18 protein-coding genes and 3 pseudogenes are annotated in these 16,691 nt (G+C 33.7%); 11 read left to right on the top strand and 10 right to left on the bottom strand.

Annotation, left to right across the window (positions count from 1 at the left end):
* Positions 1 to 7 precede the first annotated feature (7 nt).
* The 6 genes from selD (at position 8) to D2K60_RS15810 (ending at position 5,195) form a co-directional block, all read left to right on the top strand.
* A complete protein-coding gene (gene selD / locus D2K60_RS15835; RefSeq protein ID WP_205418592.1) occupies positions 8 to 1,060 on the top strand; it encodes a selenide, water dikinase SelD in 1,053 nt (350 codons plus the stop codon).
* 86 nt (positions 1,061 to 1,146) lie between these two features.
* On the top strand, positions 1,147 to 2,058 hold the full coding sequence (locus tag D2K60_RS15830) for an NAD-dependent epimerase/dehydratase family protein (RefSeq protein ID WP_117169469.1): 912 nt from the start codon (positions 1,147 to 1,149) through the stop codon (positions 2,056 to 2,058).
* A gap of 12 nt (positions 2,059 to 2,070) precedes the next feature.
* On the top strand, positions 2,071 to 2,964 hold the full coding sequence (phnD, locus tag D2K60_RS15825) for a phosphate/phosphite/phosphonate ABC transporter substrate-binding protein (RefSeq protein ID WP_117169470.1): 894 nt from the start codon (positions 2,071 to 2,073) through the stop codon (positions 2,962 to 2,964).
* Positions 2,965 to 2,975: 11 nt separating this feature from the next.
* Positions 2,976 to 3,731 carry a phosphonate ABC transporter, permease protein PhnE gene (gene phnE / locus D2K60_RS15820; RefSeq protein WP_117169471.1) on the top strand — a complete coding sequence of 252 codons (756 nt, stop codon included), beginning with the start codon at positions 2,976 to 2,978 and terminating at the stop codon, positions 3,729 to 3,731.
* 48 nt (positions 3,732 to 3,779) lie between these two features.
* Positions 3,780 to 4,544, top strand: a complete 765-nt coding sequence (gene phnC / locus D2K60_RS15815; RefSeq protein ID WP_117169472.1) for a phosphonate ABC transporter ATP-binding protein — start codon at positions 3,780 to 3,782, stop codon at positions 4,542 to 4,544.
* Between the two features lie 57 nt (positions 4,545 to 4,601).
* The gene (locus tag D2K60_RS15810) at positions 4,602 to 5,195 is read left to right on the top strand and encodes a polysaccharide deacetylase family protein (protein ID WP_117169473.1); all 594 of its coding nucleotides are present in this window, start codon (positions 4,602 to 4,604) and stop codon (positions 5,193 to 5,195) included.
* A 49-nt stretch (positions 5,196 to 5,244) separates the two neighbouring features.
* On the opposite strand, the gene D2K60_RS15805 is transcribed toward D2K60_RS15810, so the two are convergent.
* From D2K60_RS15805 to D2K60_RS15790, 4 genes are all read right to left on the bottom strand, one after another.
* Positions 5,245 to 5,646 carry a hypothetical protein gene (locus D2K60_RS15805; protein WP_240335278.1) on the bottom strand — a complete coding sequence of 134 codons (402 nt, stop codon included), beginning with the start codon at positions 5,644 to 5,646 and terminating at the stop codon, positions 5,245 to 5,247.
* A 286-nt stretch (positions 5,647 to 5,932) separates the two neighbouring features.
* Complete coding sequence (locus D2K60_RS15800; protein WP_117169474.1) at positions 5,933 to 6,034, bottom strand: YjcZ family sporulation protein; 102 nt, start codon at positions 6,032 to 6,034, stop codon at positions 5,933 to 5,935.
* A 233-nt stretch (positions 6,035 to 6,267) separates the two neighbouring features.
* Positions 6,268 to 6,609, bottom strand: coding sequence for a hypothetical protein (locus D2K60_RS15795; protein WP_117169475.1), 342 nt, complete (start codon positions 6,607 to 6,609; stop codon positions 6,268 to 6,270).
* A gap of 90 nt (positions 6,610 to 6,699) precedes the next feature.
* Complete coding sequence (locus D2K60_RS15790; RefSeq protein ID WP_117169476.1) at positions 6,700 to 7,608, bottom strand: phosphatidate cytidylyltransferase; 909 nt, start codon at positions 7,606 to 7,608, stop codon at positions 6,700 to 6,702.
* Positions 7,609 to 7,714: 106 nt separating this feature from the next.
* On the opposite strand from D2K60_RS15790, the gene D2K60_RS15785 reads away from it, so the two are divergent.
* From D2K60_RS15785 to D2K60_RS15775, 3 genes are all read left to right on the top strand, one after another.
* The gene (locus D2K60_RS15785) at positions 7,715 to 8,275 is read left to right on the top strand and encodes a C40 family peptidase (RefSeq protein ID WP_117169477.1); all 561 of its coding nucleotides are present in this window, start codon (positions 7,715 to 7,717) and stop codon (positions 8,273 to 8,275) included.
* Between the two features lie 36 nt (positions 8,276 to 8,311).
* Positions 8,312 to 8,776 carry a hypothetical protein gene (locus tag D2K60_RS15780; protein WP_117169478.1) on the top strand — a complete coding sequence of 155 codons (465 nt, stop codon included), beginning with the start codon at positions 8,312 to 8,314 and terminating at the stop codon, positions 8,774 to 8,776.
* A gap of 137 nt (positions 8,777 to 8,913) precedes the next feature.
* Positions 8,914 to 9,804: a vanadium-dependent haloperoxidase gene (locus tag D2K60_RS15775; RefSeq protein ID WP_117169479.1), complete on the top strand. Its 891-nt coding sequence runs from the start codon at positions 8,914 to 8,916 to the stop codon at positions 9,802 to 9,804.
* 60 nt (positions 9,805 to 9,864) lie between these two features.
* Here the strand turns inward: D2K60_RS15775 and D2K60_RS15770 are convergent, their stop codons facing one another.
* Positions 9,865 to 10,671, bottom strand: a complete 807-nt coding sequence (locus D2K60_RS15770; protein ID WP_117169480.1) for a YitT family protein — start codon at positions 10,669 to 10,671, stop codon at positions 9,865 to 9,867.
* Between the two features lie 366 nt (positions 10,672 to 11,037).
* Here D2K60_RS15770 and D2K60_RS21365 point away from each other — a divergent pair.
* A pseudogene (locus D2K60_RS21365) lies at positions 11,038 to 11,232 on the top strand (HAD family hydrolase); the annotation flags it as partial.
* Positions 11,233 to 11,325: 93 nt separating this feature from the next.
* On the opposite strand, the pseudogene D2K60_RS21020 reads toward D2K60_RS21365, so the two are convergent.
* Positions 11,326 to 11,430 (bottom strand): annotated as a pseudogene (locus D2K60_RS21020) (HAD family hydrolase); the annotation flags it as partial.
* Between the two features lie 356 nt (positions 11,431 to 11,786).
* Complete coding sequence (locus D2K60_RS15755; RefSeq protein WP_117169481.1) at positions 11,787 to 12,254, bottom strand: GNAT family N-acetyltransferase; 468 nt, start codon at positions 12,252 to 12,254, stop codon at positions 11,787 to 11,789.
* A 611-nt stretch (positions 12,255 to 12,865) separates the two neighbouring features.
* Here D2K60_RS15755 and D2K60_RS15750 point away from each other — a divergent pair.
* Positions 12,866 to 13,408, top strand: a complete 543-nt coding sequence (locus D2K60_RS15750; protein WP_117170361.1) for a site-specific integrase — start codon at positions 12,866 to 12,868, stop codon at positions 13,406 to 13,408.
* 153 nt (positions 13,409 to 13,561) lie between these two features.
* On the opposite strand, the pseudogene D2K60_RS21360 reads toward D2K60_RS15750, so the two are convergent.
* From D2K60_RS21360 to D2K60_RS15740, 3 genes and pseudogenes are all read right to left on the bottom strand, one after another.
* Positions 13,562 to 13,729, bottom strand: a pseudogene (locus D2K60_RS21360) (IS3 family transposase); the annotation flags it as partial.
* A 204-nt stretch (positions 13,730 to 13,933) separates the two neighbouring features.
* On the bottom strand, positions 13,934 to 15,262 hold the full coding sequence (locus tag D2K60_RS15745) for a hypothetical protein (protein ID WP_117169482.1): 1,329 nt from the start codon (positions 15,260 to 15,262) through the stop codon (positions 13,934 to 13,936).
* Between the two features lie 279 nt (positions 15,263 to 15,541).
* A complete protein-coding gene (locus D2K60_RS15740; protein ID WP_117169483.1) occupies positions 15,542 to 16,372 on the bottom strand; it encodes an undecaprenyl-diphosphate phosphatase in 831 nt (276 codons plus the stop codon).
* Between the last annotated feature and the right edge of the window lie 319 nt (positions 16,373 to 16,691).

Here is a 16,691-nt window from a genome sequence, read left to right as displayed (position 1 = left end):
TGATACCATGTCAAAGAAAGAAGAAATTATTAAATTAACATCTTTATCTACGAAAGGTGGCTGAGGATGCAAAATTGGTCCTGAAGACCTGTCGCAGGTTCTGCGACACTTACCTAAAACTGTAGCTGACCCGAATCTACTTGTTGGCTTAGATACATCTGATGATGCAGGTGTCTATAAGATAAATGAAAATACTGCCCTTGTACAAACACTGGATTTCTTTACACCAATTGTTGATGATCCTTATATGTTTGGACAAATTGGTGCAGCAAATGCACTAAGTGATGTGTATGCAATGGGAGGAAAACCATTAACAGTCATGAACATTGTTGGCTTTCCAATTAATACATTAGATAAAAGCATTTTAGCAGATATATTAGCTGGTGCTTCTGACAAGGTAGTCGAATCTGGTGCTGTATTGGTCGGTGGACATTCAATTGATGATGATGAGCCTAAGTTTGGTTTATCTGTAACAGGTACCGTTCACCCCGACCATATACGTGCAAATATTGGCGCTAAACCAGGTGATCGTATTATATTAACGAAACCAATTGGTGTTGGGATTTTAACTACGGCCCTTAAAAATGGTTTACTAGATGATGCTACAATTAAGGATGTCATGGATGTCATGGCGACATTAAATAAATATGCTTCTGAGGCAATGGATGGCTATACTGTAAACGCATGTACCGATGTAACTGGTTTTGGCCTACTTGGCCATACACGAGAAATTGCTGAAGGTAGTAATGTTGGGATTACGATAAATTATAAAGATGTACCAGTATTATCAAAAACACGTGAGCTAGCTGAACAAGACGTTATTCCTGGCGGTTCCAAGAAAAATCATAAATGGCTTGCTGATTGTATTGAATACGGTGACCATATCAGTAAAGTTGATCAATATATTCTTTGTGATGCTGTTACGTCTGGTGGCCTTTTGATTTCAGTTCCAGAATCTGAAGCAGACTCTCTGCAACAAAAATTTCTTGATAATAATGTTTTTTCAGCCATTATTGGTGAAGTAACAAGTGATAAACCAGGTAAAATTACTGTTATTTAAAAACATATATGGCTCACTTACTAAATTGAAATGAAAGAAGGACTCTACTTCTGTTGAGTCCTTCTTTATATGAAAGGATTATTCTAATGAGGGTTTTGGTTACAGGTGGTGCCGGTTTTATTGGCCGTCATGTCATAAGTGAACTTTTAGAAAAGAAACACCATGTTTCGGTTATTGATCTAGAACCTGTCGAAGCGGCTGTTTTGGATAAACAAGTGCACTATTACTGTGCTGATATTACAACTGATGTTACGTCTATATTTGAACAAGAAAAACCTGATATTGTCATCCATCTTGCAGCGCAGGTTGATGTATCAAAATCTGTGGTGGATCCGAAGTTGGATGCTTCTTCAAATATATTAGGAACAATAAATATCTTAGAAAACTGTAACAAACATAACGTAAAAAAGATAATTTATGCATCATCAGCAGCTATTTATGGCGAACCTACATACCTAGCAATAGATGAAAAGCATCCTAAAAGGCCTAATTCATTTTATGGTGTATCGAAACTCGCTGCTGAATCTTATATTGAAACGTTTGCAGCATTACATGGTTTGAACTATACGATCTTGCGCTATGCAAATGTTTATGGACCAGGCTCATTAAACATTTTAGATGGAAATGTAATTTCAAGATTTATAGACAAATTAACGAACGACCACTCCCCTACTATTTTTGGTGATGGTGAGCAGTCACGTGATTTTATCTATGTACAAGATGTTGCACAAGCTAATATTGCAGCAATTGATCATGGTTATAGACAAATAGTAAATATTAGCACGAATCATCCAACGACTTTAAATGAATTAGTCGACAAGTTAAACATCATATTAGAAAAAAATCTCAATGCAACATATCTTCCATCTCGTATTGGAGATATTTCATACAGTTACTTATCAAATGAATTAGCACGTGAACAGTTAGATTGGGAAAACGCATATTCCTTAGAAGAAGGATTACGTCTTATGGTAGCTGAATTAAAAAATATAACTTAGAGGTGAATTTTTATGAAGAAAGTAGTTTTAACGATAAGCATTCTTTTACTTATTCTTGTACTTGCAGCATGTGGAGAAGAAAATGAAGAAAGTCAAAATTTAGATGAACAAGAAACATTCACAATTGGTGTTATTCCAGCTCAAACAGAAGGTGAAATGGATACAGCAATGAATAAGTTGCAAGAAACGTTAACAACAGCTTTAGAAACAGATGTTGAAATTGAAGTTTATCCCGATTATAACGGTGTAGTCGAAGCAATGAATTATGACAAAATTGATATGGCATACTTCGGACCGTTAACATATGTTGTTGCTAATGCAAAAAGCGGTGCCCAAGCTATTATCACACAATTAATTGATGGCGAGCCATTTTATCATTCATATATCATTACACATACCGATAATGAATGGGATTCACTTGATGCATTACTTGAGGATTCTGCTGAAGTTGATTTTGCATTTGGAGATCCTAATTCCACTTCAGGTTCTTTAATACCAAGTATAGAATTACAAGATCGCGAAGTATATATGTCTGAGGATGATCATAAATTTAATTCCGTTCGTTATACCGGTTCTCATGATGCAACAGCGCTATCTGTTCAAAATCAACAAGTGGATGCTGGAGCGATTGATAGTGCAATCTATAATCAACTTGTTGAAGCCGGGAAAATTGACGAAGAACAAATTAAAATAATTTGGGAATCAGATGAATTGTTTCAATATCCATGGGCTGTTCATGAAAATACAGAACAAGCTACAATTGAAAAATTACAGGAAGCTTTTTATGCTATTGAAGATGAAGATATCTTAAATGCTTTTGGTGCAAGTGGATTTACGGAAGCAACTGATGAAGATTACGAAAGCATAAAACAAGCAGCAATTAAGCAAGGTATTATTGAAGAATAGAGTTGATTAACGTGTGGTTCAAGAAAAAAAACATCTATACAGTTATTCTGTTAACGGTATTCCTATACATTAGCATGAGGCTAACTGAATTTGATTTAACAAAATTTAGAGATTTTCGAAATATGATTGATTTTCTTTCGCAATGGTTCCCAATGGATTTTACTAAGCTACCCCTTATGTTACAGGATAGTATGGAAACTTTAGCGATGGCGTTTTTAGGAAGTTTTCTAGGTCTCTTAATTGCATTACCTATAAGCTTTTTTGCTGCATCGAATACATCACCATCTAAGTCACTCTATCATTTTTCAAGATTTGCACTTAGTTTTACTCGTTCGATACCAGAAATTGTATTTGGGTTAATCTTATTGACTGCCCTAGGTCTTGGCCCATTCCCTGCTGTAATAGCAATTATGTTTCATAATGTGGGTGTGTTAGGTAAATTGATTTCAGAACTGATTGAATCATCAGATCCTGGACCACAAGAAGCAATAAAGGCTGTTGGTGCTAAAAAAGGGTTTGCTTACATTTTTAGTACAATACCTCAAATTTGGCCAAACCTATTATCGCATTATTTTTATCGATTTGAAGTTGCGATCCGTACGTCACTAATCTTGGGTTTTATTGGTGGTGGAGGTATTGGTCAACGTCTATTTAATGACTTTAAAACGTTCCAATATTCTGCAGTCTCACTCGATGTATTAATTATTATGGTTATTGTTGTTATGGTCGACTTATTTGGCAGTTATGTAAGAAATAAGGTCATTTAATAGATAACTTCTTTCATCCAGAGCATATGTACAAAGGAGGCGATTAAATTGTTAGAGTTAAAGAATCTTTCTGTTCGATATCCAGGTGGCGAACAAGATGCTATATCAGGTATTAATTTATCTATTCAAAAAGGCGAATTCGTTTGTGTCTTAGGCCAAAGTGGTTCAGGTAAATCTACATTTATCCGTTGTATTAATGGTTTACAAAAACTGACAACTGGTGAGGTACACTGGAATGATCAACAAATTTCAAAATTAAATGAAGAACAACTAAGAACGGTTCGTAGAGAAATGGGAATGATTTTTCAACATTTTAATTTGGTCCCCCGTCTCTCTGTTATCCAGAATGTTTTAACTGGTTTGTTCGGTTATCGTTCTACCTTTAAGAATTTAATTGGGTGGTTTACAAATGAAGAAGTAACTCGGGCAAAAAAAATCATTGCAGATGTAGGGCTTGCGGACCAAACTAATCGCCGTATTGAACAGTTAAGTGGTGGTCAAAAACAGCGGGTAGGTATTGCCCGCGCGTTATTGCAAGAACCAGCTATCTTTCTTGGTGATGAACCTGTCTCTAGTCTTGATCCCGGTACTTCTAGCCATATATTTAATCTGATGCAAGAAATGCATGAACGTTTAGGGTTACTTACTATTATTAATGTACATGATGTTGATTTAGCTAGACAATATGCAACACGTATCATTGCATTAAAGGATGGCAAAATAGTGTTCGATGACGCTCCTGCACTATTTAATGAAGAAGCTTTCTATCATACGTATCATTCAGAAACAAACAAATTAGCCTTAACGAAGTAAAGGAGTTTGATTATCTTGTTGATAACAAGTCCGTGAGTAGTCGATCAATCAAGGGTCGTGTACGACTCTAAGCATCCAAAAATTATCACAAAAGTGCATACTGTTAACAATAAAACTGTTGTCTTATCCTTTGATGATGGTCCTAGTAAAGTACTAACAAATATACTGGATATATTAAAAAAGGAAGATGTCCCTGCAATGTTTTTTTGGCAAACACGTCTCCTTTATCCAAAAAGGCCATGGCAGCGTGTAATTGATGAAGGACATGGTATTGGAACACATACCATTAATCATCCTAATTTAGCGAATATGACGTATGATCAACAGTATAAGCAAATTAAAACGAGCACGTCTGATTTGGAACGTATTACAGGTGAAAAGATTCGTTATTTCCGTCCTCCTTTTGGTCAATATAATACGGATACAATTCGTGTTGCGGACGAACTAGGCCTGCAGACAGTAATGTGGCGTATTGCTTCTATTGATTGGGAATTAAAATATGATCCAGATCAAATCATTTCAAATGTGATCGATCATGTAGAAAATGGTGCAATCATTCTTTTGCATGAATTAGAACAAACTGTTGAGGTGCTACCGATCATCATCTCAAGGTTAAAAGAAAAGGGATTCACCTTCCGTTTATTAGATTAAAAAAGCTGATTTCCTCCTTATAAGAGGAAATCAGTTTTATTTTTGTGATCTAAAAAAAACCAGGTTTTCTGCCGGAATTACCATAATTCATCGGACCGTATCCTGGATTATATCCTTGTGAACCGTAATCTGGTCCTCCACCATATCCAGGATTATAACTAGGTGTATATCCAGATCCAGGACCATAATAATTAGCGCCATAACCAGGATTGTTCATACCAAACCCTGGATTATAACCGCCGTATCCTGGACCGGGGCCATAACCACCATATCCTGGTCCATATGCACCGTAACCTGGTCCAGGTCCATCAAATAACTCGCCACCTAAATAACCTAATCCTGCTCCAATTAGTCCTGTTGCTAAAGGACTAATTGGTCCAAACCTCTCGTCAGGTTGTACTTGATTCATTGGTATGTGATTCATAGGTACATCTCTTCTCATTCCGTACATATAAACGCTCCTTTTTTCACATCTTGTGATGATAGTCTATTTCCTTTTGTCCCTATATCCTATGGCTCTTAAATAAAATGGACTGGGCAAGACTACTATTTTTTAGAAATCCTTAAAATAAACAATATTTATTTCTGTTTATTTAAGTAAAAGGTATCGTCTACTCATGATTAATCTTAAAAATTAAAATAAGCTAGAACAATATGTGAAGCGTATTTTATTAAAAAAGCTGGCTCAAAGTAGTTTTAATACTACTTTGAGTCAGCCACTTTTTAAAAAGTATTCCTTAGTATCCGTAACCGCCGTAAGATGCTCCAATGATTATTAACAAAATAAACAGTACAACGATTAATGCAAAACCGCCACCATAACTATATCCTGCAGACATTGTTTTCCCTCCTTTTCACGTTTCAAGATACTATATGCAGTATCATTAAAATGTGAAAGGGTATTTGTAACAAAAATATAAGTTAAAGCGCTTTTTTTATAAACATTTACATAGTTAGAAGTCTTGCTTATCCCTTTGTGTATATAGGTTCACTAGCTTTTAAGGCTCTCTCTAATTGTTTTCAAATTAATGATATCGCCTAGTAGAATTATAGTATAGAACATGTACCTTTTTTAGGACCTTCTAAAAAGAAATCTATCCAGCATAACTGCCACAATAGCAACACTAATTAATATTACTGTATTTCTAAATACGTGAGAAAACGTCATTCGATTTCTGACAACATACGTTTTTATTTCTTCCCATGTGTATGTATTATTTTTAATAAAAGTTAATTCACTTTCATTAATGTTTTCATCATTCGATACTAAAATATCATTAGCTTCTAGAGTATCATTATTATAAAATGGTATATTTCCATAATACAGGCTAACACCTAACGGAATACCAACAAAAAGTACAAATAGTAAGAGAAGAAGAACGATTAACGTTTTTTTATTAATCAGCTTCCCCACCCCCTTCTATTTATTTTATTTAACTTCGTTTAAAACATGTTCGATATTTAATGATTTTGAATTTATTTGTATGAGATCATGCTTTTATTTCTACATGAAATCAAAAAAGTACCGAATGATATGAAAAAATATTGGTGAAGTATACGCTAAGCTGTCTACTCGATTCAAGTAGATGATTTTATCTAATTTCACTTTATCTCCTATTAACAAATCTCGTTTTAGAACAGAAATTGTTAAACTTCCGACGAATCCAGCAATTCCTATAATTAGCCCGGACAGGATACCGAATGTTAGATCAAATGGAGTTAGAAATGGATAGAGAAAGTAAGATATACTTGTCGTGATAATTAACGCTCCAATGAACCCTTCCCATGTGATGTATGGATTAGCTGAGGGTACAATTTTTTTGCGACCAATATAGAGAGAAATTAGAAAGTGAACAACATCATTTAACTGTGTCAATACAATTAAGAATAGGACTAAATTAGATCCATATTCTGGTGAAACGAATTGGAAATAAGCTAGATGACTCAAACCGAATACCATTAGCATTAAGCCCCATTGCGTCAAGCTAACTGATCGTAAGAAACCGAATGTACCTTTCCCAATAATGCGTGGTAAAGGTAAAAACAGAAAGACATATACGGGTATGAACACGATAAACATACCGTACCAACCAATATATATCCAATAAAACTGCATAGGAATTGTTAAATAAGCCCACAAAAATATGCGACGATCAGACTTCCTTGTTTTTATCATGGAGAAATACTCTTTTAATGAAAAGAAACAAAGAAACATAATTGCAAATAGAGAAACGATTGGACCAAACAATGTTGCTACAAAAAAGACAGCAAACATTCCCCACCACGTTTTTAAACGGTTGAAAATACTAGAAAAGTCTTTATTCCTTTCTTTCTTTTTAATAATTGATAATATAATAGTCGCCGATACTAATCCTATGAAAATAATAGATAAAGTCCATAATACCTCTGTCATTTTTTATCACCCTTAAGTTGAATTATGCTAAAATACTGTATGTATTTAACTAGAATACTATATAATTGAAGAATAAAGAATAATTTTATGAAAAGAAGGAATTAAAATGACTTCAGATCGCTATGTTTATATTATGCTCTCCGATACAGGAACATTATTTTCTAACATAATTAAAAAATACACGAAAGCACCTTATAATCATGCTTCCCTTTCATTTGATCCAGAATTGAAGCAAATGTACAGCTTTGGACGAAAAAAGCCAACCAACCCATTAAATGGTGGTTTTGTTAAAGAAGATATTTTTACCGGTACATATAGTAAGTACAAAGATACGACATGTGTGATTTATAAACTTGCTGTTACAGAACGGGAAAAGAAAAAGATGAACAGAATTTTGAATGTCTTTATTCGAAATAATGATAAATTTCTTTATAATTTTCTTGGTTTAATGGGGATATCTGTTAACGAAGCGGTTGAGTTCAGTAATTCCTATTTTTGTTCTCAATTTGTTGCGGAGGTTCTTAATCGTTCTGGAATTAAACTTTGGGATAAACTTGCTGCTTTAGTGACGCCAGATGATTTTCGGAAAAATGATCGTTTAGAGCTTATCTATGAAGGAAAGTTATTTGAATTTGAACCGATTAAGCAACAAATTTCTGATAAATAAAATTATCTTGTAAATAACGAAACAAAGGAGAGAAATATGGGGTTTTCACTAACTGGATTGTTACTTGCAGTTTTAATACTTGTTCCCAATTTATTAATTCTTATCTTCCCTCCTACTAACAAACTTTCCAAATCCGATGCTGGATTCCTGTTTACTTTATTGGAACGAGTTGGTCAGGTGTCTTGTATCTTTATTTTGGTAATGTCAAAAGAAAACTATCAATCTATTAATATTGATAGTCTGTTTGTCTTGTTTGGGCTTTGTATTCTCTTTTATTATGGCTTATGGATCAGATATGTCGTAAAAGGACATGATTTTAAACTACTATATAAACCTATAGTATTAATACCAATTCCTATGGCGGTTTTTCCAGTTTTCGCATTTTTCTTTGTGTCTTTATGGAGCCAATCAACCTACCTAGTACTTGCAGTTATTTTACTTGCTGTTGGGCATTTTGTTAACAGTTGGCATACGTATAAACAACTAAGTTTTCATTATTAATTTAGTAAATGACTTCTGTGCCGTTAACATATTTAATCAAAGTTAAATTTCTACCACGTTATTGTTAAAACATCAAAAGCCCACTCACATACTCCTTTTTCAAATACACTATATTAAAAATATGGTGGTGAACGAATATGAAGATAAATTATTTACGGTGGTCAGAATTACCTTATGCTGGGGAAAGTAATCCTCCGCGTTATTCAGACACGCCTTTAGCTGGTTCTTGGCCGCTTGTCTTTTTAAAGCGAGATAAAGATGGTCATTTCCTAAATACAGAAGGTAAGAAGTTAGATTTACCTCTAACAGCACCTACTGAAATTGATTTTGACAAAGAACTGCATGTAGTCATAAAAACATTGGATAACTTAACGCCTGGGCAAAATAAGATAGGTACCTACTACGGAACAGGTGTCCCCACTAAACAATGGACACCTGTAATTGATAAATTAATTGATACGTATAATGTTTCTCCATTGCATGCCACAAGAGTACTTGCTTCAGTGCACGGTGCAATAAACGATACGATGATTCTGGTGTGGGATCTAAAGTACAAATGGGATGTAGCTAGACCAAATCAATATGACCAAACGTTAAGAACATTGTTGTGTACGCCGAATTTCCCAACATATCCGTCTGGTCATGCTACGATGGCAGGATGTTGTGAAGTTGTGCTCAGTTATTTCTTTCCTAAGGAAGCAAAGAAATTAACGAAAATTGCTGAAGATAATGCGCGTGGTCGTTTATATGCTGGTGTCCATTTTCCGTCTGACAATGATCAAGGACTTGTTCTGGGGAGATATATTGGCGAAACAATTGTCAACCATTTAGAAGCGCAAAATACTAATTCGGATCTAATTGATATGCCATACAGATCCTTCCGCGATGCGGCGATTTTTCCAAAAGAATATCAACAATTTATTCCGTATGATTTTCAAAAAGAATGTCCTTCTCTATTAATTGACAAGAAAACAACGAGGCATGCGGATCATAATACACATGCACCGAAACCATTTCTTTTCATATAATACTTGTATATTAACAATGCCTTGCACTATAAAATTATAGCGCAAGGCATTTCCATTAGCTTAGTTTCGCGCAAATTCTCCATCTACTTCTACAGTTTCGTAAATATTAATAAATGCCTTTGAATCATATTTGCGCACAATTGATTTAATCTGCATTGTTTCATAACGTGTCACGACCATCATTAAAATTTGTTTCTTTTCTTGTGTGTAACCGCCATAACCATCCATAATCGTTATTCCTCGATAAATTGATTCGATCAAATCTTGGCGAATCACTTCTCCTTTGGTAGTAACAATTTGCATCGTTAATTTGATATGATTCGTGTGAATTGTATCAATTACTTTTCCAGTGATAAATATTGATAACATCGTGTACAACGCAATATTCCAATCAAAAACAGCACCAGAAATAAGTACAATAATGCCATTCATTCCTGTGAGTAACATACCTACACTTATATTACTTGTTCTAGATATAATTATCGCGATGATATCTAGCCCACCAGATGTACCGGAGTACTTTAAAATAAGACCTATACCAAGACCACCAATAACCCCTCCAAATATACTGGATAACAAAACATTCTCCGCTACGGGTATGACTGGTATAACGTACAAGAAGATAGATAACGAAACAACACAAGTGATTGTATTAATCGTAATTACTTTTCCGAGTTTCCTGTAGCCTAAATAAAGTAAAGGCAAATTCAGAATTAAATTAATAATTCCGATACTAAATGGTGTGAGTAACCCAAGTAAAATAGCGATACCACTTATTCCACTACTCAAGATTCCGTATGGTACAAGAAAGAAATTAAATGCAAATGCCACAATTAGCGAGCCTGCAACAACTATACCGTGTTTCATAAACACCAACCTTCTGCAACTTACTTCTATATCTAAAGAAGCACATTTTATTAACTAGGACAAAGGTAGCAAAAGCACATAGGTGATGTCAATAGAATAGGCCATTCACGCTAAATTCAAAATATTTGAGACCGTATTAAAATGAAACACTTGGTTGGAATTAGACGTACATTATCAGGTAAAAGTAAACCCAGCCTTTTTGTTAAGACTGGATTCAATTCTAAAAATTATTTATTTTCATATCATGTATACCTGTTTTCTCGCTTAAATAATCAACATCACACTAGATACTGTAGGTTACATGTAATGTTCCTTTACTATCATCTTGCTGACTTTTATCTATACGATCAAGTCTGCTTAAAACTTGATTGTGATAAACTAGAATGTTTTATTGGTCCTCCATTACAAGTGTCGTTTGCCGAATATTACAATTTTGATGAGGAGCATACACAAAAAGCAATAAATTATTATAGGGAGAGGTTTAAGGAAAAGGGGATGTTTGAGAATGAGTTATATTCTAACATTGCCATTCTATTAAAATCGTTAAAAGAACGAGGTTTTACTAATGAGGTGATGTGATGGATAATGACCAGTTGCTTAAAATCATTTTAGAACGATTTGATAACATTGACTTCCAATAATATCAGGCTAATCAATATCCATTTTATGTAACGTATATTGAACTGATTTAGTTATTCCTACCTTGGGGTCTGACAGCGTTCCGTCTAAATCAAATAAGATCACTTTATATTTATCCATATTAAAATCCTTTCTAATACCCAATTAGTTAATCGAATCTTACCACTAAACTGTTGCGTATATAGAGCAAGTATATATTCACATTATTAAAGTAAATACCCATCTGTCATTAACATATTTTAGCACCTTATAAAATTTATTCACTACTTCTACCTCTTTCCATATTATTGCTAGATCCGCTTCCTTTCAAATTAAGATGTCATGATGGTAATAAAATGTTCAAATAAAGTAAGTGATCTATCCTGACCTTTACTTTTTAAAAATACGCCATAACTAACAGTTGGTCTAGCGGAACCAGAAGTTGTTGATATGCAGTTTCTGTTGCTTATTGTAGTAACGACGTGGTTTCTTAAAAATCACTTTATCTCTTTAAAAAATAATACTCTATCCACACCCTCTCCACCATGATCCGAATGAACGCTGATACCATCAATTAAATTATCTCCTGGTACAATATCAAATCCCATCCTTGTATGAAAAGCAATCGATTTTTTATTTACAATTGAAGTGATGCACTTTATCTTATGTACATTCTGTTTTTGGACCTCTTCAAAGAATAAATTATAAAGACTATTGGCTATCCCTTTATTTCTGAAAGTTGGTTCTATCCCAACAAAATGAATATATGCTTCGCCATCCTGAGATTGAGATAAAAATCCAATTAGAAATCCTATTATTTTATTGTTATCCTCCATGACAAAACTTGTATTCTGAAAATGGTCAAAGAATAGCTTCGGAAGAGACATATCCCTTCCTCCCCACCAATCACGTAAAATAGGCGTTATTTTTTCAAAGTCTTCAGATTCAATATTTCGTATCAACAAATTAGGCTACCTCCATTTACTTAGCAATATTACCAAATACTATTAAATCTTAACATGCGTATCCTTTTTTTAGTAGATTAATAGTAATATTGCTTATTTTTTTACTGTAAAATTATTCAATGAAACATAATATGTATTATGTTTCATTATGAAAATTTGTGAAAACAAGTCGAATCAAGGTTAAATTCATTATATCGCTTTTTATCAAATAATGGTATAATACATATTGAAGTTTAACGTTCATACATAATTAGTAAAACGGCTATTTCAAAATACACTTAATGGTATTCTGCTTATAAATAGGAACACTTGTACCTTTAACGCAGAATCGCATTTTAAGAGAATTAGTCATGCAGTTGGTCGTGACCGATGAGATAATTTCATCTGTGAGCCTCTCTCTGCATGGGGTTAATTAGGGGGTTATTTATATCGAAAAAATAGCATATGCAACATATGTCAATTTAACAGAAGGCGAATATATCTATCTATTAAAAAAATATGGTGACTATGAACTTACTAAAAAAATAGAAGATTTGAATAAAACAAAACTAAGAGATCCAAGAAGAATCCAGTCAGTCAAATCGGATTACCATGCATTAATCAGTAAGGGCATGCAAACTGTCCAACCAATCAGAGATAAACATCAAATTGAGATGATGAAAACAGCATTATTAAACACATCGTATCGCAATTATTTTCTATTAGTAATGGGTCTTAACACTGGACTGCGAATTAGTGACCTCCTTCCATTGCGTGTTCAAGATGTCCGAGGGAAATCGCATATTGTTATGAAGGAAACAAAAACGAGGAAAAATAAACGATTTCTTATTAATATTGAATTAAGAAATATCATTTCAGATTACACGATTGAATTAAGTGATGAAGATTATTTATTTCCTTCTAAGAAAACGGATTTGCCTTTAAAAAGAGTTCAAGCCTATAAGGTATTAAGTCAAGCAGCGAGTAATGTTGGAATTGAAGATTTTGGAACACACAGTATGCGTAAAACATTTGGATTTTGGCATTATACAATTAATAAAAACGTGGCACTATTACAAGATATCTTTAACCACTCCTCACCAGATATCACACTTCGATATATTGGAATAAATCAAGATATTGTCGATAAGAGCCTTGAACACTTTAGTTTATAATAACTAAAAAGTAGCGACATCCATCGTCCGTGATGAATGTCACTACTAATTAAAAGTAAACAATATACATGACCGAACAGATGTGTCGATTCTATTCAATCACTTCGATTGTCGTCCCGTGATAAGCGCAGATTGCTTTAAAAAATCAACTTACATTTCTAACTGTGTATTTCTTTTTCTTAACGCAATCAGATCCTTTTCCTCACGGCTTCGATTGTCGTTTTCTTTAAACAAACCAGATTGTTGGAATTGTGTAATCTATTTGTCCAAGGCAAATGCAATTAATTCATATTCACGGATTATATATTGACGCTTTTTTCCGTTCTCAACAACTTGCTTCTAAACTTCTGTGGTAAACGTTCTTCTTTTCTGCGACATAGTAGATTCTCCCCTTTTTTAGTATCATTCTACTTGCCCTTAATTTTTTTGTCCAACTAAGTGTAACCTATTCAATACACTAATATAGTACTATCTCTATTAATTACAGCCCTTACTCTAATAATCGTACTTCTGTTTTAATAGGTTTTACTTTAAACCTAAAGCTTCTTCGACCCCGAACATAACGAACTTACTATTAGGAATTAGACCCTGAACACCTATTTCATCAGGAATCTCAACCGTTATGATCTCTTCTCCTGTTGCGTAGTTAAAAATAGATAGGTAGTCTAAACCTGTCTCGTAAATTAAGTTATTGCTGTATAACTTAGTGTCATAAAAACCGTTTATTCTTCCTACCATAAGGTCTAAAACAAACTTTTCCTGCTCAAAATCATATAGTAGAAGGTCATAGTCATAGTCTATTACTATATACCCACTAGTTGTAAGCTCTGGTGTGTTTAATCTCTTACTTATAGAAGGAGTAACTCCATCTAGGAATTCTGTATTTACTGTTTGCACTTTTGCAACCTCTAAATCCTCAACACTAAACTCTATATACTCTTTTGTATCTATTAGATAGTAGTAAAGCATATTATCCTCAATTTTTAGGTCTGTCTGTTTGTTAAGTAAACTAGAATTTATAAGTTTATAATTTATATCACCTGTCTCCCATAGTAATTCGGAGGTCTCTCTACTATAAATAGTAATCTTATTATTATTATATAGTACAAGTCCATTGTCTGTTAAACCAAGATTATAATTACCTGCATCATCTCCAAGTTGTCCCTCTATAAATGTATCAAGAGTTTTTGTTTCATAGTCATAAATATACATTATATCCGAATAGGAAGCTATATACATTACTGAATTCTCTGGGTCTATAGCATAGGTGTTACTCTCAAAATCAAGAGTTAAAAAGTCATCGTCAACTACCTCTCCTGTCTCCTTGCTGATTAACTTCATTTCTGTAATTCTATCACCTGCGCTATTCTCCTCATTAGTATCTGACCAAAGTATATGCTCATCATCAAAATCAGTATAATGACCGTGAGACTTAACCTCATCAACTCTCCAAATAGCATCTCCTGTCTTACCGTATTTAACAAGATCACTAGAGTCTTCAACGTAAGAATACTCGCCATCTAAAATTAATAGGGTATCTGCACCATAGTCTTGATTAGTTACTAAATTCAGGTAACCGTAATCCTCTGCAAACTCTTCGTTGTACTCATCTATAGAAATTATATCTCTTGTTACACCTATCATATCTTCGTCAATAAGCATCCGTCTAGGATCTCCGTCTTCCTCACCCTTAATTCTTCCATCAGCAGTCAGGAACTCTGAATCCTCAGAATCTTTAACCTCTTCCTTTGAATCTTCATTCTCTGAAGAAGTAGCATCATCACCACAAGATGCAAGTAGCAATCCCGCCATTATTACCATTATCATGAATACATATCTTTTGACAAATACCATTTAAATCTACCCCCTACTTTAGCTATCTATGTAAAATTGACTAGAATATTACATGTAATCAATGGACTTCAGCATGAATAAAGAGTACTACCAAATGATTAAGTAGTACTCTCCTAATTGTGATACTTTTAATATCATTACTATAAATACTATAGCATGGCAGACTAACTTCCTATTTCTGCTAATTCTATAACATGTCTAAAACCATGTCAATACTGCTTGTTAATTTAACTCTATCATAGGTTACTCATAATCGATGATCTTATGGCTACAAATGAATTAAAAGTAAACAACATATATGACTGCAACTAATAAAATCCGATAGATCGCGAAAGGTACTAGTTTTACTTTGTTAATTAGTTTCAGAAAAAACTGTATAGAAATTAAAGCGAAGATAAATGCACTGATAAATCCAACGATAAAAAATGGGATGCTCTCTACAGTAAAGTATTGCAAATTTTTCAATAAAGATATCAAACTGGCTCCTAGCATAATAGGAACAGCCATGATAAATGTGAAATCAGCGGCAGCTCGATGGCTCATCCCTAACATAACACCACCAGAAATCGTAGATCCAGACCTTGAAAAACCTGGCCAAAGTGAAAAACACTGAATAAGTCCAATTAAGAGTGCTTGTCGATACGTAATTTGATCAACAGTTTCCACGGGTACAGATGCCGCTTTTTTACTAATAATATCAGCAAGTATCATTAGTATTGCACCAACTACTAAACCAATTAGAACTGTTTCTATTGAGAATAAATATTCATCAATATAATCCTCGAATAAAAGCCCTAAAACGCCAGCAGGTATAAGTCCTACTATCACTTGTGACAGCTTGAGCCTTGGTTTATCGATGTTGCTTTTATTTGTTTTCCAGTTTAGCATATCAATAAAACGATGCCTAAAAATGATTACAACTGCTAAAATCGATCCTAATTGAATCATAACTTTAAATGTATTCGCAACATATTTAGTTAAAAATACTTCTGATTGCAACCACATATCGTCCACAATAATCATATGTCCAGTTGAGGAGACTGGCGCGAACTCAGTCAACCCCTCTACCATACCTAGTATAATCGCCTTTACTAACATAAAAATATCCATTAACGTTTCTCCCGTTCTCTCATGCATTAAATGTTATATAATTTTATTAATCATAATCGCTAATTAAATATATAGCTAGCTTTATTTTATTTAACATCGAACATAATCATTCAATTAAAAATGTATGATGCACGTATTCTTGGCATGCCTATAAAATATATACTGATAAATGGTCGATACAAAAGTATTATGGCTTTGCTACCAACCAATTTGTATATTTACCTTGCTTGGTTTTAAGTATCAGAATGATTAATCAACAAAAAATGATGATGCTTTGGGAAATTTATAATAAATTGAGGATAATAATGGTAGTCTTAGA

This window comes from Paraliobacillus sediminis (assembly GCF_003426055.1).
Note: the sequence above shows the minus strand (reverse complement) of the source record. Positions and strands in the feature narration are given on the sequence as shown.

Bases quoted from the DNA above. Each gene is read 5' to 3' on its own strand.
- D2K60_RS15805 (WP_240335278.1), bottom strand. From the start codon at position 5,646: ATGTACGGAATGAGAAGAGATGTACCTATGAATCACATACCAATGAAT.
- D2K60_RS15740 (WP_117169483.1), bottom strand. From the start codon at position 16,372: ATGGATATTTTTATGTTAGTAAAGGCGATTATACTAGGTATGGTAGAG.
- D2K60_RS15830 (WP_117169469.1), top strand. From the start codon at position 1,147: ATGAGGGTTTTGGTTACAGGTGGTGCCGGTTTTATTGGCCGTCATGTC.
- D2K60_RS15750 (WP_117170361.1), top strand. From the start codon at position 12,866: ATGCAAACTGTCCAACCAATCAGAGATAAACATCAAATTGAGATGATG.
- D2K60_RS15780 (WP_117169478.1), top strand. From the start codon at position 8,312: ATGGGGTTTTCACTAACTGGATTGTTACTTGCAGTTTTAATACTTGTT.
- D2K60_RS15775 (WP_117169479.1), top strand. From the start codon at position 8,914: ATGAAGATAAATTATTTACGGTGGTCAGAATTACCTTATGCTGGGGAA.
- D2K60_RS15785 (WP_117169477.1), top strand. From the start codon at position 7,715: ATGACTTCAGATCGCTATGTTTATATTATGCTCTCCGATACAGGAACA.
- D2K60_RS15790 (WP_117169476.1), bottom strand. From the start codon at position 7,608: ATGACAGAGGTATTATGGACTTTATCTATTATTTTCATAGGATTAGTA.
- D2K60_RS15800 (WP_117169474.1), bottom strand. From the start codon at position 6,034: ATGTCTGCAGGATATAGTTATGGTGGCGGTTTTGCATTAATCGTTGTA.
- D2K60_RS15770 (WP_117169480.1), bottom strand. From the start codon at position 10,671: ATGAAACACGGTATAGTTGTTGCAGGCTCGCTAATTGTGGCATTTGCA.
- phnD (WP_117169470.1), top strand. From the start codon at position 2,071: ATGAAGAAAGTAGTTTTAACGATAAGCATTCTTTTACTTATTCTTGTA.
- D2K60_RS15745 (WP_117169482.1), bottom strand. From the start codon at position 15,262: ATGGTATTTGTCAAAAGATATGTATTCATGATAATGGTAATAATGGCG.